This window comes from Pseudodesulfovibrio thermohalotolerans (genome assembly GCF_021353295.2).
In the GTDB taxonomy this organism is placed as follows: domain Bacteria; phylum Desulfobacterota; class Desulfovibrionia; order Desulfovibrionales; family Desulfovibrionaceae; genus Pseudodesulfovibrio; species Pseudodesulfovibrio thermohalotolerans.
Map to the genome: position 1 here is coordinate 3,726,326 of NZ_CP120635.1, position 13,455 is coordinate 3,739,780.

The following is a 13,455-nucleotide window of genomic DNA, read 5'->3' on the forward strand; positions in this document are numbered from 1 at the left end:
TTGTATTCGATTCAGGTTCGCAGTCTACGGCAAACCCGGCGGAATGAAAACAATCAGGGCCGGTACGCGGGCAGGCCGGGATCGACGCGCTCGGCGATGCGTTCGGCCAGGGATGCGCACAGGCCGCAGGTCCGGCACGCCTTGTCACATGCCGTGACCCGCTCGAAAAAGTCGGCTGGCAGGCTCCTGTTGGGGATGCGCACCCGGTCCGCCAGGTCGCCCATGGCGTCCATGAGGTCCAGAAGATTGCCGTCGTAACGCCCTTGCACGTAGGCGTCCGCCGCGCGCAGGAGAAAGGCCGCGCCGCGGTTCCGGCCGCACAGCTTGAGTCCGTGGGCGATCCCCTTGTACCGCCAAGCGTCCTCGGGCCGGATGAACGGCGAGGCGAGCATCAGCCCCGGTTCCCCGATCATGCGCCGCACGCAGCCGAAGTCCCGGTTCATCGCAAAGGTCCGGTCTCCACACAGCCCCTCCACCACCAGCCCGACGTGGGCGTCGTGGGCGGGCTTGTACGGGCACTGGTACAGGCATCCCTCGTTGGCCATGAGGAACAGGCGGATATCCTTATGCCTGGCGCGCAGGCCGTGGGCCAGGGAGTTCAGGCCGTCCGGGTCGCGGTTGAGCGCCCTGTCCGCCACCAGTCGCGTCGGGGGCCGGAACGCGGTCTGGTCGATCATGTCCAGCAGGGCGAAGACGCGCGCGGGCGAATCCGGCATGGCGTTGATGCTGGGCACGGCGGCCAGCCGTTTGCACGTTTCGGGTCGGGCGTCGGACAATGCCTGGAGAAAATAGGCGTCGGCAAAGACGATTCCGGTTAGCCCGGCCTCGTCCGTCAGCCTGTCCAGCAGGTCGGCCGTCTCATCCAGCAATTTTATGTCGAAATACCGTTCCGGGTGGAGGAATCGGCTGTTCATGAGCAGGAGCTTGTCCACGCCCGGAAGCCGGTTCAGGCCGGTGATGATGGCGTCGAGTCCGGCCGGGGCTGTCCGCTGTCGCGCGTCGGACACGCGCGGGTCGCACAGGGAGAAGTGGACCGAGGCCAGCCGGTCGGACCGTTCGAGCAAAAAAGCGACGTAGTCGTTGTCGGGCAGAAATGGGACATCCAGAAGCATATGCCGTTTTCGCCCCTGCCCGCGTTCCCGTCAAGCGTTGGTCGGGAAAAGCGTTCCCTGCGTCAGGATGGCGGGGGGCGAAAAAAAGGGAGAACCGGATGTCCCGGTCCTCCCGAAAGAGGGGTGAACGCCCCGGTGCGTTAGATGTGTTGTCCGGCCCAGCCCGCAATGCCCCGCGCATCCATTGCGCCGGATTGCCGGGCGATTTCGCGGCCGTTTCTGAACAGGATGAGCGTGGGCACGGCGCGGATGCCGTAGCGCGCGGCAACGGCCTGTTCGGCCGAGGTGTCGATTTTGGCCAGCCTGGCCTTGGGGAACAGGGTCTTGGCGGCGTCGGCGAACTGCGGGCCCATCATGAGGCAGGGGCCGCAAGTGGGGGAGTAGAAGTCCACGAGCACGGGGACGTCGCTCTTGTTGATATGGCGGTCGAAGGTGGAGCCGACCAGTTCGAGGGGTTGGGCCTCGAAGACCTTGCCGCCGCATTTGCCGCAGGCGGCCTGGGCCTCGCGGCCGGAGTTCACGCGGTTTACGGCCCCGCACTGGGGGCAGACGATGAGTCTATTATCGGTGGTCATGGGATTCCTCCGTAGTTGTCTTACGGAAGAAGAATAATCACCGTGGGGCGTTGGGCAAGGGGCTGCGTCAGGCCACGAGCAGGAACGAGGCCGTGGCCCTGGCCACCTCGCGGTCGCCGGACGAGGCCGAGGCCTCGACGAACAGCACGCGGCCGCCGCGCTTTACCACGCGGGCTTCGCAGGTCAGGTCCGAGCCGGGCCGGACCGCGCGGAGGAAGCTGACGGACAGGTCCACGGTGGTGGTCCGTTCGCCGGGCGCGTTGCCGCCGAGCACGGCGTGGGCCATGGTTTCGTCCAGCAGGGTCGACAGCACGCCGCCCGCGACCATGCCCGCTCCCTGGGTCAGCTCCGGCTTGAAGGGCAGTTTGAGCACGGCGTGGTCCTGTTCGATGGACACCACCTCCACGCCGAGGAAGGTGAAGAGGTTGTTCACGGTCTGGTCCTGTTTGCGGACCGCTTTGAGATAGGCTTCAGGCATGTGGTTTAATCCCTCCGGCCGGTTTCTAGCCGCGCTTCCATATCCTTGCGCAGCCTGGTGAGCATTTCCACGGTGCCGTCCATGTCGTTCGGGAAGGCGCCGGGTTCCAATTCCAGGGTAATGTATCCGGCGTATCCCCGTTTGCCAAGGCGTTCGAGGAAGGCATCGAGCGGCAGCGCTCCTTTGCCGGGCGCGAGGTGTTCGGTGTAGCCCACGGCGTCGGAGAAGTGGACGTTGTAGAGCAGTTCATGCTGGACCTTGTCGATGGCCTCCAGCACGTCGCGGCCCGACACGCCCATGTGGCAGACGTCGAAGGTCAGGCCCACGTTCTTGTCCCGGCACTGGGCCATGAGCTTGTCCAACGGGTCCTTGCCGAAGGGCGAACCTTCGGCCCAGGGCATGTTCTCAAGTGAAAAGCGGATGCGGCCCTTGGCGTCCAGGAGCAGGGGCAGGTCCACGGCTTTTTCGAACCAGCGGTTCTGGATCATGTTGGCCAGCCGGGTGCCGGGCGGGTGCATGGTGATGTGGTCGGCCTCGGGCAGGGTGTTGGCCAAGGCCGTGGTCGCCTTCCAGGAGTTGAGGTGACCGCCCCAGGCCGCCCAGTCGCGGAACGGGGCGTGCAGGCTGCGGATGGGCAGGATGTCGCTGATTGCGCCCAGCCCTGCGTCGGGATTGAGCTTGGGGGAATTCATGATGAGCTCCATGCCCGCGAATCCGGCCTCACGGCCGATGCGCGCCACGTGCTCAAGCGGCAGGTGAAACAGGCATCCCGCCGACAGAAGAATAAGGGGGCCGCTCCGGCCGATAGTGTCTTCTCCCATGCCTGCACCATACGGCACGGTTACGTCACGGCAATAAAATATCGGGGAAGGGCGAAAAAAACCGGGTAAACGGCAACTGGCCGCGCTTTGTGACTTGATGCGCCCAGGTCGGCCCCGTGGTTTGGGTACGGTTCGTGAACGGGTCGGGCACGGGCCGGAGCAGAGCGGTCAACGCGGTTTTGCCTTGGTGCGCATGGCGGTCCAGGGACACGGTCGGAAGAACACTGAACAAATCGTCAGTGTTTTATCTTTTTGAATTTATGTGAGAAATAGATGATCGTCGCTTGTCGACAACTACTTTGCAGGCGACTTCTCAATGAGGTCGACCAGGACCAGCGCCCAAGCCATGTCGCGCTTGTTGTCCTCGGTCATGGCGTCCAGGAGTCGTTCCTTGAGCGGCTTGATCGCGGCCTTGAGCCGGGCGGGGCCGATGTCCTCCACCCGGTAGGCGGCTTCAAGGGCGTTCAGGCACAGGGAGTCGAACGCCTGCCGGTCGGATCGGTCCGTGTGCCGGGCCGCGCGCAGGGCCGCATGATAGGCCGCGATCTCCCGGACCTTCAACAGCCCGAAGACCACCGCCTCCAAGTTGGTGTAGTCCCGGCCCCATATGTCCGCGCCTCGGATTTCCGGGCGCGGCAATGCCGGACCCCGCTCCTCGCGCCTGTCCAGAGTCCGCCGGAATTCCTCAAGGGCAACCACGTTTCCCATAACCGCTCCTTATTACAATCGTCGTTCTCTCTAATCGGATGGCCGATCCGTTTCTTAAGATGTTTCTTAATATTTTACGGGATGGGTGAGGCGAAAGGAGCCCGGTACTTGCCGTGGCTTTGGCGCAACTGTCGTTTGGCGTGTTTACGGATTGGCCGAATAGTGGTGGGAGGGGGGGGCGCGGCGTTCAAAAAAGGAGGGAGGCCGCCCTGCGTCCGGGCAGCCTTCCAGCCTTATGAAAAGGCAGAGATCGTCGGTAAGATCATACTATATTACAAGCGTATATAGATCAAGTAACTTATCGTCTTTTTATCGTATTAAATGATGTTTCCGGCGATGATCCCGGGTTTGTTCCTCTGCTAGATGACGGTGTGGACCGCGTCGACGACCCAGTAGAGAACCTCGAACTGTTCGGCCAGGCCTTGCTTGAGGCGCTTGAATTCGGGCTTTTCCATGTCGCGGATGCGGATGTAGACGTTTTTGAACCCTTCGGATTCGGGCACGTTGTGGGTCATGATGGACATGATGCGCGCGCCGTTGTCCTTGAGGAAGGCGAGGACCGGGCGGAGGCTGCCGGGAGCGGTGGACAACCGCAGGCAGAACTGGGCGCCGCCTTCGTAGATGCCGGAAATTTCGACCAGGACCTTGAAGACGTCGGTGTCGGTGATGATACCCACGACCTTGTCGTTTTCGTCCACCACGGGCAGGCCGCCGAAGTTGCCTTCAAGCATGAGCACGGCGGCCTTCTCCACGGTTTCGGTGTCGCGGATGGTGACGATCTTCTTGGTCATGATGTCCCGCACCTTGACCTCGGAGAGGAGGTAGTACAGCTCGTGCATATCGAGGGTGGTGGCCTTGGACGGAGAGGCGTCCTTGACGTCGCGGTCCGAGATGATGCCCACGATTTTGCCGCTCTCATCCACCACGGGCAGACGGCTGATTCCCTTGTCCTTCATGAACTTGGAGGCCTTCATCATGGAGCGGTCCGGGGTGATGGTATAAACGTCCTTGGTCATCCAGTTGGCTACCAGCATAGGGGGTTCCTCCTTGTTTTAACGGCTGTTTCCAGCCGGATACAGTCGATATTTTGAGCTATTCTTAACGCTTCCCGCGTCATTTGGCTAGCCCTGCGACGGCTTTTTCCCGGGCGGGCCGGGCGTGGACGGCAGCCTCGTCCGTCCAAACCCCGTCAAGTTGTTTTTTTATGCCATTTGGCCGCTTTTCCCTGCCATTCTCCGCCGTAACCGGGTTTCGCCGGAAACCGGGGCTATGGTCGTCCAGGACCGGGGCGGCCATCGGCAACCTCAAGGATTGGGAGAACAACATGGCGATACCCATTATCGCGGCCGTGGCGGGACTGCTGACCACGGTGGTGGACGGAGTGGCGGACCACTTCAGGGGAAAACGGGAATTGAAGAAGGCGGTCATGGAGAACCGCGTGCGGCTGGCCCGTTCGGACCGGGAATTCAACCACGATTGGGAGATGAAGCAACTGGAGAACGCGGGCTGGAAGGACGACGTGCTCTTCTTCGCCTGGATTGGCTTTTTCATCTGGTCCGGAGCGGACCCCGAGGGCGCGGGCGAGGTCATCCGCGCCTGGGAGGCCCTGCCCGACTGGTTCCTGCAGATCACGTTCTGGATCGTGGCTGCCGTGCTCGGGGTCAAGAAGATCGGCGACTACCTGCCCGGCGCGGTGCGGGGGCTCAGGGACGCCCTGGGAGGCGGCAAATGACGGCCATGGACAGACAGGACGTGCAGGATCTTCTGGTTCGCATAGATGAACGGGTCAAGGCCATCCAGGAGGCTATCAGGGAAATCAACGAGGCCCGCCAATGCGCCAGCCATCGGGAGAAAATCCGCGTCCTGGAGCGGCTGGTATGGGGCAGCCTCGCGGGCACGGCGGCACTGGGCGGGCGTATCCTGTTCGAGGCTCTGCGATGAGCCTAGGGGTAGATTTGGTCCCGGTATTCCCGGAGCTGGTCCATGTATTGGGAGGCCAGGAAATCGTTGCCGCGGGCGCGTGCCATCGTCAGGGCCGTTTCGACGGCTTCGATGGCCTGGTCCATTTCACCGGCTCCCGCCAGGGCCTCGCCCAGAAGTCCGAAAAGGGCGCTCTGTCCCGGTTCCAGCTGAGTGGCCCGGCGGTAGTCCCTGACGGCTTCCGCGTACCGGCCGAGCTTGAGCAGGGCCTGGGCCCGCGCGGAGAGCAGCCGGACATTGTCCGAATCCAGAATATACGCTTGGGACAGGTCGCTCAGGGCCGCCTCGTACTCATTGCGGGACAGGTACGCCATGCCGCGGTTGTAGTTGGCGTCCAGATCGGCCGGATTGATGGCCAGGGCGCTGCCGAAGTCGTCGATGGCCTCGTCGCTCCGGTTCAGCCGGAGATAGCACAAGCCGCGCCGGACGAACGCCTCGGCCACGGTCGGGTCGTGCCGGATGACCTGCGAGAAGTCGCGGGCCGCTTCCCGGTACCGGGTCAGATTCAGGAGAATGGAGCCTCGCGTGTAGAGCGCGTTCACGTAATCCGGCTTCAGCTCGATGGCCCGGTTCACATCCGTCAGGGCTTCGTCCGTATGCCCCTCGGAAAACAGGATCATCGCCCGGTAATAGCGGGCGTTTGCCATATCCGGGTCCAGCTCCAAAGCCTGGTCCAGGTACCGAAGCGCCGTGTCCTCGTCGAGGAACGCGCCGTCGTGCATGAGCTGCATGGCCTCGGTCAGGGCTTCGGCGGCCCGGGCCTCGCGTTGTTGCGCTGCCAGCTCCTCCCGGGTGGGCGGCGCGACGGGCGGGGCCGCCTTTTCGGTGCAGCCCGCCGGGGCCAGAACCAGGCAAAGCAAAACAATCAGGGCGTAAGTCCGCATGGCCGAGGAATAGCCTTGGCCCGCGCCGTCCGTCAACATAAGCGAGGAAACAATGTCCACTGATCTGTATGTGCCAAGGGAGCACCAGGCCAGGATCGAGGCGGAGCTTGGCCGTTTCTCCGTCCTGGTCTGCCACCGCCGGTTCGGCAAGACCGTGCTGTCCGTCAATCGGCTTATCAGGGCTGCGAAGGCCACCCTCCGCCCGGACTGGCGCGGGGCTTACATCGCCCCTTTGTATCGCCAGGCAAAAACCGTGGTCTGGGACGAACTCAAGCGATACTGCGGCCAGGGGCGCGACGAATGCACCGTGAAGTTCAACGAGACCGAATTGCGCGCGGATTTCGAAAACGGGGCGCGCATCCGCCTGTTCGGGGCCAACAATCCGGATTCCCTGCGCGGCATGTACCTCGACGGCGTGGTATTCGACGAGGTGGCCCAGATGCCCTTGCGCATATGGACCGAGGTTATCCGGCCAGCCCTGTCGGATCGCAAGGGGTGGGCCATGTTTATCGGCACCCCCCGGGGCAAGAACGCCCTTTACGAGATATGGGAGAAGGCCAAGGCCGACCGGGATTGGCTGGCCGCCATGTACCGCGCATCGGAGACCGGGATCATCGCCGATGACGAGCTGGAGGCCAGCGCGCGGGAAATGTCGCCCGAGGAGTACGAGCAGGAGTTCGAGTGTTCATTCACCGCCGCCATACGCGGGGCATACTTCGGCCAGCTTCTCGCCGACGCCGACCGCGATGGCCGCGTCACCGCCGTTCCCCATGATCCGTCCATGCCCGTGCACACCGCCTGGGACCTGGGCATGTCGGATTCCACCTCCATCTGGTTCGTCCAGGCCAAGCCCGGCGGGACCTTCGCGGTCATCGACTACTACGAGGCCAGCGGAGAGGGATTGGACCATTACGCCCGCATTCTCGACGCCAAGGGATACAAGTATGGTACGCACATCGCGCCCCACGACATCCGCGTACGCGAGCTTGGCACGGGCCGGTCGCGCCTCGAAACGGCTCGTTCCCTGGGAATCCGCTTCGATATCGCGGCCAACATTCCCATCCAGGACGGCATCAACGCCGTGCGCACCATCCTGCCCCGCTGCTGGTTCGACGAGGCCCGCTGCGGCCCCGGTCTCGAAGCGCTCCGCCACTACCGGCGTTCCTTCAACGACCGGACCGCCGATTTCTCGTCCCGGCCCGTGCACGACTGGACCAGCCACGCGGCCGACGGGTTCCGCTACTTCGCCGTGGGCTTCCGCCCGCCCGCCGCGGGACCTCGCCCGGCGCATACCGCAAACGATTACAACCCCTTCGGAGGAAACCATGTCCGTTCATGAGACAACCGACCGGCCTGCGCCTCTGGCCCACTTCCCGGATGACGGGACCTACCGCTGGCTTGAACTGGCCGACGGCGGCAGCCGCTACGGCGTCAGCGCCATCGCGGCCCGGGACGGCTACCTCGAACTGCATCTGACCATGACCCGATGGGGGCCGGACGTCCGCCGGAATCTGGCCCGGGATCTGGAATGGCTCAAAACCGAGGCGCGGCGGCTCGGCCTGTCCAAAATCATGGGGGTTCGAGCCGACGACCTGGGGCGGTTTGACAAACGCCTCTTCCGCTTCGCCAGGCTCTACGGCTTCAACGAAACCTGCGTATTTCAGACGGCGAGTCTGGCGGTTGGTTGAGGTCCTTTGGAGGACACTTCGGGGAGGCAGGGCGCTGCCCTGCACCTGCCGGGGCGCTGCCCCGGACCCCGCCAGAGAACCCTTTGAAAAGGGTTCTCTGGACTCTCCGAAACTTTTTATGTCGCCTTCGGCGAAGGGGGATGTTCTTTGAAGTGTTTTTGGTATGGGGGAAATTGGTATTTTTTCGATTATGCGTTGCCGACCACGATGTCGCCGCCGGTGCGTTCCGGCGCGTCGAAGTTGAGGATGGTCCGCGAGGAGTTGTCGAAGACGTAGGAGGGGGGCTGTCCCGCGAAGGCGGCCGTGTTGTCCTGCTGGTTGATGATGGTGGTTTCGGTGGAGAATTCGTTGTTCCTGTTGAAATTCTGCGTGACGTTTCGGGTATTCTCGGTGGTTCGGTCCGAGGACAGGTCCAGGTTCCGGGTGGTGGAGTTGTCGAACTCGTTTTGGATCACGTGGTGTTCGCTGCGTTCGATGACCGTGTTCATGGACTGGTCCAGGGTCTGCTCCACCGAGCGGTTGAAGGTCGTCTCGTTGTTCTGTTCGATGTTGCGGGTCTGATCGATGTTCAGGGAGTATTCCGAGCGCATGTCGATGGTCGTTCCTCTGCCCGATTCCTGCTCGAAGTCGACCTTGGGGGGCGTGAAGGGCTCTTCGTAGCCGTCCGCCGTCGGCACCCACGGGGCCATGGGGATTTCAGGCGGCGTGTAGGGCGCGGAGTGGCGCGAGTGGTGAAAAACGTCGTTGGGCCAGTGCTGTGTGTGGCCGAAATACATGCCGTGCGGGTTGGTCATGCGGTGGGCCATGATGGTCCCGGCCGGAGAAACCGGCACGAAGCCTGTCATGGAGGGCATGGAGAAGCCGATCTTGGGGGCGATTTCCACATTGCCGCCGGGCGATACCGGCTGGACGCCCAGGGCGGGAGCGATGGCCACGTTGCCCGTGGCCGAGGCCGGGGACGAGCCCGAGCGTTCGACGGACCCGCCGCCCGAGGAGCCGGAAACGCCGCCGCCCGTTGCCTGCGCAATGGGCGGACGTCCGCTTTCCGTGGAGATGGGCACACTGGCTCCGCCCGAGACGGGGCCGCCGCCGGAAGCGTTTGCGCCGGACGCGCCGCCGGTCTGGATGGAGCCGCCGCCCATGGACTGGACCATGCCGCTTCGGCCGGGTTCGGTGGAGATGGGTACGCTGGCCCCGCCAGAGACCTGGCTGCCGCCGGACGTGCTTTGGCCGACCGTGCCGCCGCCGGAGGACTGGGCGACGCCGCCTGTGCTTGAAATCAAGCTTGTGCCCGAGCCGCCGCCCGCGCCGGATACGCCGCCCGTGACCGCGCCGACTCCGCCGCCGACGTTCGATACGGATACGCCGGAAGACGCGCTTCCGCCTCCCCCGCCGGGGACTGCGCCGCCGGAAATGCTGACGGGCGCGCCCGTGGGCGCGGCATAGGGAATGCGCGCCATGGACGTGTCGATGGGCACACGCGCCGGCGTGGTATCAATGGGGACGTGGCCGGGCTCGCCTATGGAGACTTGTCCGGCCGGAACGGCCTGGAATGTGCCCGCAGGGCCTGCCGTGACCTGGCCGGGAGGTCCGGCCACTATGAAATCAGTTACTCCCATGGACATGGGATTTTCTCCCCGCCGAGCCGACCTTCCCTGGTCCGCGATTGCCCGCAACGGGCCTTTCGGCGTATATTTACAATATACGAGCGGGAAAAAGGGCGTCAAGGGAGATATTCGCCGTTTGAGCGCGGCGGGAAAGGGGGCCGGAGACGGCCCCGGAAGCCTGGCTACGGGGATCGCCGGGCGGGATCGCCGCTAGAAGGACTCGGCCGTGTTGCCGAAGCCGTTGGCGCGGGTGCCGCCGCCTTCGGCCATGCCGTCGACCTTGAGCTTGGTCTGCTGGGCCTTGAGCAACTGGTCGCGCAGGTCCATGAGCATGGTCTGCTTCTCCTGGATCTGCGTCATCTTGCGGTTTTCGGGAAGATCGCCTTCTTCAAGGGCCTCGATCTCCTCCTCAAGCTTCTGGATGCGGTCCTTGAGGGTCTGGATGGTCTGGTCCATGTCCTTTTCCTGGTCGGACTCCTCGGACTCGCCTGGCTTTTCGAGGGCGATGAGGGCGCGGCCTTCCTCGGAGATGGTCACCGTGTCACCCTGGTCGGGGATACGCGCTTCCAGGGCGGTCTCGGCCTCGGTCTTGCTCGTTGCCGCGGCCTTGACGGCCAATGCGTCGACGAACGCTCCCGTCTGTTGCATCAAAGGTTCGATAGCCATGGTCCGCACTCCTTTATTGTCTGCGTGGACATCCCCTCATATGACTTATCGCATGTTCAATAGAAAACTTTAGAGTTGTATGGAAATCTTGATGCCGGAGCCGGAGGGACAGGGGCCGCAAGGGGTAAGAAGCCGGGAACCGTCCGTGTCCATTCTGCTGTTGCCTCGTTGCGGTAAAACACGCTATCCTTTGTCTAAACCGCTTACGTTACGACACGTCAAGGAGCCACATGAGCGTCACCAACCTCGAATATCTTTTCAAGCCCACATCCGTCGCGGTCATCGGCGCCACCAACGATCCCAGGAACGCGGGCAACATCGTCATGCGCAATATCATGGCCGGAGGCTTCATGGGGCCGGTCATGCCGGTTTCGTCGCAGGCCGAGGCCATCGCCGGGGTGCTGACCTATCCCTCGGTCAAGCATTTGCCCAAGACTCCCGATCTGGCCGTGGTCTGCTCGCCCCTGGAGGAGGTCCCGGAGGTCATCCATTCCCTCAAGGAGCGGGGCACGCGCGGAGCGGTGCTCATGGGCGCGGGATTCGCCTCCATGTCCCGGGAGGAGAGCCTGGACATCAAGTCCACCATCCTGTCCATCGCCCGTCCGCCGGAAATTCGCATTCTCGGCCCGAAATCCCTCGGGTTCATGGTTCCGTCCCTGAACCTGAACGCCTCTCTGGCCCATGCCCGGGTGGAATCGGGCAAGGTGGCCTTCATCTCGCAGTCGGATTCGCTTTTCGCCACGGTTCTGGATTGGGCCATCGACAAGGGCGTGGGGTTCTCGCATATGGTCGCTCTCGGCAGCCGTGTCGACGTGACTTTCGCCGATATTCTCGACTACCTGGGGTCGGACCCGCTGACCCGGTCCATCATGCTCTATGTGGAGTCGGTCAAGGACGCCCGCGAATTCATGTCCGCCGCCAGGGCGGCCTCGCGCAACAAGCCGGTGCTGGTCATCCGGCCGGGCCAGGCGCTGGACACCGTGCTCGGCGATCTCAAGCAGCGCGGAACGGGCGGTGCCCGGAACTCCGACGAAATCTACGATGTGGCCTTCCGCCGGGCCGGTATGCTCCGGGTGGAGGACATCGACGGGCTGTTCGACGCGGCCCAGACCCTGTCCGCGCCTCGGCAGGTCCATGGCCGCAAGCTGGCCATCCTGACCAACGGGACGAGCGCGGGCATCCTGGCCGCCGACCGGCTGCTGGTGGGCGGCGGGGAGCTGGCTCCCCTGTCCGAGGAGACCATCAAGGCCATCGACACCGTGCTCGGCGAGGAGAACTGGTCCCGAGCAAACCCCGTGGACATCCCCTTCAACGCTGACGGCAAGGCCTATTCCGAGGTCCTCAAGCTGCTCATCAAGGACAAGAATTCCAACGGTATTCTGGCCATGCATGTGCCGTGGACCGCCCAGCCCGACGTGGAGGTGGCCGAGGCCATCCGCGACTCCCTCAAGCGGGTCCGGCGCATGGTCCTGACGGCCTGGCTCGGGTCCGGCAAGGCGGACCAGGCCAGGGAGGTCTTCCGCAACGCGGGCATCCCCACCTACGAGACCCCCACCCAGGCGGTTCAGGCGTTCCTGTACATGGCCGAGTACCTGCACAACCAGGAGATGCTCATCGAGACGCCGGATTCCCTGCCTTCGGATTTCTTTCCGGACACGGCGCGGGCGCGGGATATCGTGCGCGCCGCCCTTGAGACCGGGCGGGAGGCCCTGACCGAGCCCGAGGCCAAGGACATTCTGGCCGCCTACGGCATTCCCGTGGTGGAGACCCGCATCGCCGTGTCCGCCAAGGAGGCGGTCATCGCGGCCGACGCGCTTGGCTATCCCGTGGCCCTGAAACTCAGGAGCCCACAGATTCCCCAGCCCTTCGACGTGGGCGGAGTGCTTCTCGACCTGGAGACCCCGGAACGCGTCTGGGAAGGCGCGGCCTCCATCCTGGCCCGCTGCACCCGGGAGCGGCCCGACGCCTACATCGAGGGCTTCACGGTCCAGAAGATGGGGCGCAGGCCCGGCGCGCACGAGCTGTCCGTCTCGGCCCATCTGGACAATACCTTCGGCCCGGTGCTTCAGTTCGGGCACGGCGGCATGGCCCGGGAGATGATCCAGGACCAGGCCCTCACCCTGCCGCCCCTGTCCATGTCTCTGGCCCGGGAACTGGTCGGGCGGACCCGCATCGCCACCCTGCTCAAGGGCACCCCGTCCCACCTTCCGGCGGACATCGACGACATCTGCCTGACCATCATCCAGATATCCCAGCTCATTGTGGACGTGCCGCAGATCACGAGCATCGACATCAACCCGCTCTACGCCGATTCCGAGGGTGTGCTCGCCCTGGACGCGAAGGTGGAGATCGCCCCGTACGAGGGCGTGGGCGAGTCGAGGCTGGCCATCCGGCCGTATCCGCGCGAACTTGAGGAGTGCGTCACCCTCAAGAGCGGGCGGCAGGTCACGTTGCGGCCCATCCGGCCCGAGGACGAAGACACGCATCGCGACTTTCTTGGGAGCCTGTCGGACGAAGACCTGCGGCTGCGCTTTTTCGGCGTGGTCCAGCGCGATTTCGACCACAAGGACATCGCCCGCTTCACCCAGATCGACTACGACCGGGAGATGGCCTTTATCGCGACGGCCTTGGACGAACGCGGCGACCCCGAGACCCTGGGCGTCATGCGCACCAACACCAAGCCGGACAACTCCGAAGCCGAGTTCGCCATCGTGGTCCGTTCGGACCTCAAGGGCGAGGGGCTCGGGTCCATGCTCTTCCACAAGGGCATCCAGTACACCAAGGACCGTGGCACCCGGCTGCTCACGGGCCAGACCATGGTCGAGAACAAGGCCATGCAAGGGCTGTCCAGAAAGTTCGGTTTTGAAATCTCGCCCGATCTCAACGACCCTGACCTGGTGAACATGATTCTGGATATGGAAAAGGTGGGCCGCTAG

Annotated in this window: 14 protein-coding genes; 5 read left to right on the top strand and 9 right to left on the bottom strand. The window is 64.0% G+C overall.

Annotated features, from left to right (window positions below; genetic code table 11):
• Positions 1–53: 53 nt before the first annotated feature.
• From LF599_RS17495 to LF599_RS17520, 6 genes are all read right to left on the bottom strand, one after another.
• Positions 54–1,112: a hypothetical protein gene (locus LF599_RS17495; RefSeq protein ID WP_279521710.1), complete on the bottom strand. Its 1,059-nt coding sequence runs from the start codon at positions 1,110–1,112 to the stop codon at positions 54–56.
• Between the two features lie 140 nt (positions 1,113–1,252).
• Positions 1,253–1,687 carry a thioredoxin family protein gene (locus LF599_RS17500; RefSeq protein ID WP_269940434.1) on the bottom strand — a complete coding sequence of 145 codons (435 nt, stop codon included), beginning with the start codon at positions 1,685–1,687 and terminating at the stop codon, positions 1,253–1,255.
• A gap of 67 nt (positions 1,688–1,754) precedes the next feature.
• Positions 1,755–2,165 carry a PaaI family thioesterase gene (locus tag LF599_RS17505; RefSeq protein ID WP_269940433.1) on the bottom strand — a complete coding sequence of 137 codons (411 nt, stop codon included), beginning with the start codon at positions 2,163–2,165 and terminating at the stop codon, positions 1,755–1,757.
• A gap of 5 nt (positions 2,166–2,170) precedes the next feature.
• A complete protein-coding gene (locus LF599_RS17510) occupies positions 2,171–2,986 on the bottom strand; it encodes a sugar phosphate isomerase/epimerase family protein (RefSeq protein WP_269940432.1) in 816 nt (271 codons plus the stop codon).
• Between the two features lie 294 nt (positions 2,987–3,280).
• Positions 3,281–3,694, bottom strand: coding sequence for a hypothetical protein (locus tag LF599_RS17515; RefSeq protein WP_279521711.1), 414 nt, complete (start codon positions 3,692–3,694; stop codon positions 3,281–3,283).
• Between the two features lie 359 nt (positions 3,695–4,053).
• Positions 4,054–4,728: a CBS and ACT domain-containing protein gene (locus tag LF599_RS17520; protein WP_269940430.1), complete on the bottom strand. Its 675-nt coding sequence runs from the start codon at positions 4,726–4,728 to the stop codon at positions 4,054–4,056.
• Between the two features lie 290 nt (positions 4,729–5,018).
• Between LF599_RS17520 and LF599_RS17525 the strand changes: the two genes are divergently transcribed.
• Positions 5,019–5,426, top strand: a complete 408-nt coding sequence (locus LF599_RS17525; protein ID WP_279521712.1) for a hypothetical protein — start codon at positions 5,019–5,021, stop codon at positions 5,424–5,426.
• Positions 5,423–5,635 carry a hypothetical protein gene (locus LF599_RS17530; protein WP_269940428.1) on the top strand — a complete coding sequence of 71 codons (213 nt, stop codon included), beginning with the start codon at positions 5,423–5,425 and terminating at the stop codon, positions 5,633–5,635. Before LF599_RS17525 ends, LF599_RS17530 begins: the two co-directional genes overlap by 4 nt.
• A gap of 2 nt (positions 5,636–5,637) precedes the next feature.
• Here the strand turns inward: LF599_RS17530 and LF599_RS17535 are convergent, their stop codons facing one another.
• Positions 5,638–6,597, bottom strand: a complete 960-nt coding sequence (locus tag LF599_RS17535; RefSeq protein ID WP_279521713.1) for a tetratricopeptide repeat protein — start codon at positions 6,595–6,597, stop codon at positions 5,638–5,640.
• Between the two features lie 13 nt (positions 6,598–6,610).
• On the opposite strand from LF599_RS17535, the gene LF599_RS17540 reads away from it, so the two are divergent.
• Both LF599_RS17540 and LF599_RS17545 read left to right on the top strand, forming a co-directional pair.
• Positions 6,611–7,897 carry a terminase large subunit domain-containing protein gene (locus LF599_RS17540; RefSeq protein ID WP_279521714.1) on the top strand — a complete coding sequence of 429 codons (1,287 nt, stop codon included), beginning with the start codon at positions 6,611–6,613 and terminating at the stop codon, positions 7,895–7,897.
• Positions 7,884–8,246, top strand: a complete 363-nt coding sequence (locus LF599_RS17545; RefSeq protein WP_269940424.1) for a hypothetical protein — start codon at positions 7,884–7,886, stop codon at positions 8,244–8,246. Before LF599_RS17540 ends, LF599_RS17545 begins: the two co-directional genes overlap by 14 nt.
• Before the next feature lie 188 nt (positions 8,247–8,434).
• Here LF599_RS17545 and LF599_RS17550 read toward each other — a convergent pair whose 3' ends face one another.
• Complete coding sequence (locus LF599_RS17550; RefSeq protein ID WP_279521715.1) at positions 8,435–9,871, bottom strand: hypothetical protein; 1,437 nt, start codon at positions 9,869–9,871, stop codon at positions 8,435–8,437.
• 192 nt (positions 9,872–10,063) lie between these two features.
• Positions 10,064–10,519 (bottom strand): hypothetical protein, encoded by a 456-nt coding sequence (locus LF599_RS17555; RefSeq protein ID WP_269940421.1) that lies wholly within the window; start codon positions 10,517–10,519, stop codon positions 10,064–10,066.
• Positions 10,520–10,749: 230 nt separating this feature from the next.
• Here LF599_RS17555 and LF599_RS17560 point away from each other — a divergent pair, with 230 nt between their 5' ends.
• A complete protein-coding gene (locus LF599_RS17560) occupies positions 10,750–13,455 on the top strand; it encodes a bifunctional acetate--CoA ligase family protein/GNAT family N-acetyltransferase (protein WP_279521716.1) in 2,706 nt (901 codons plus the stop codon).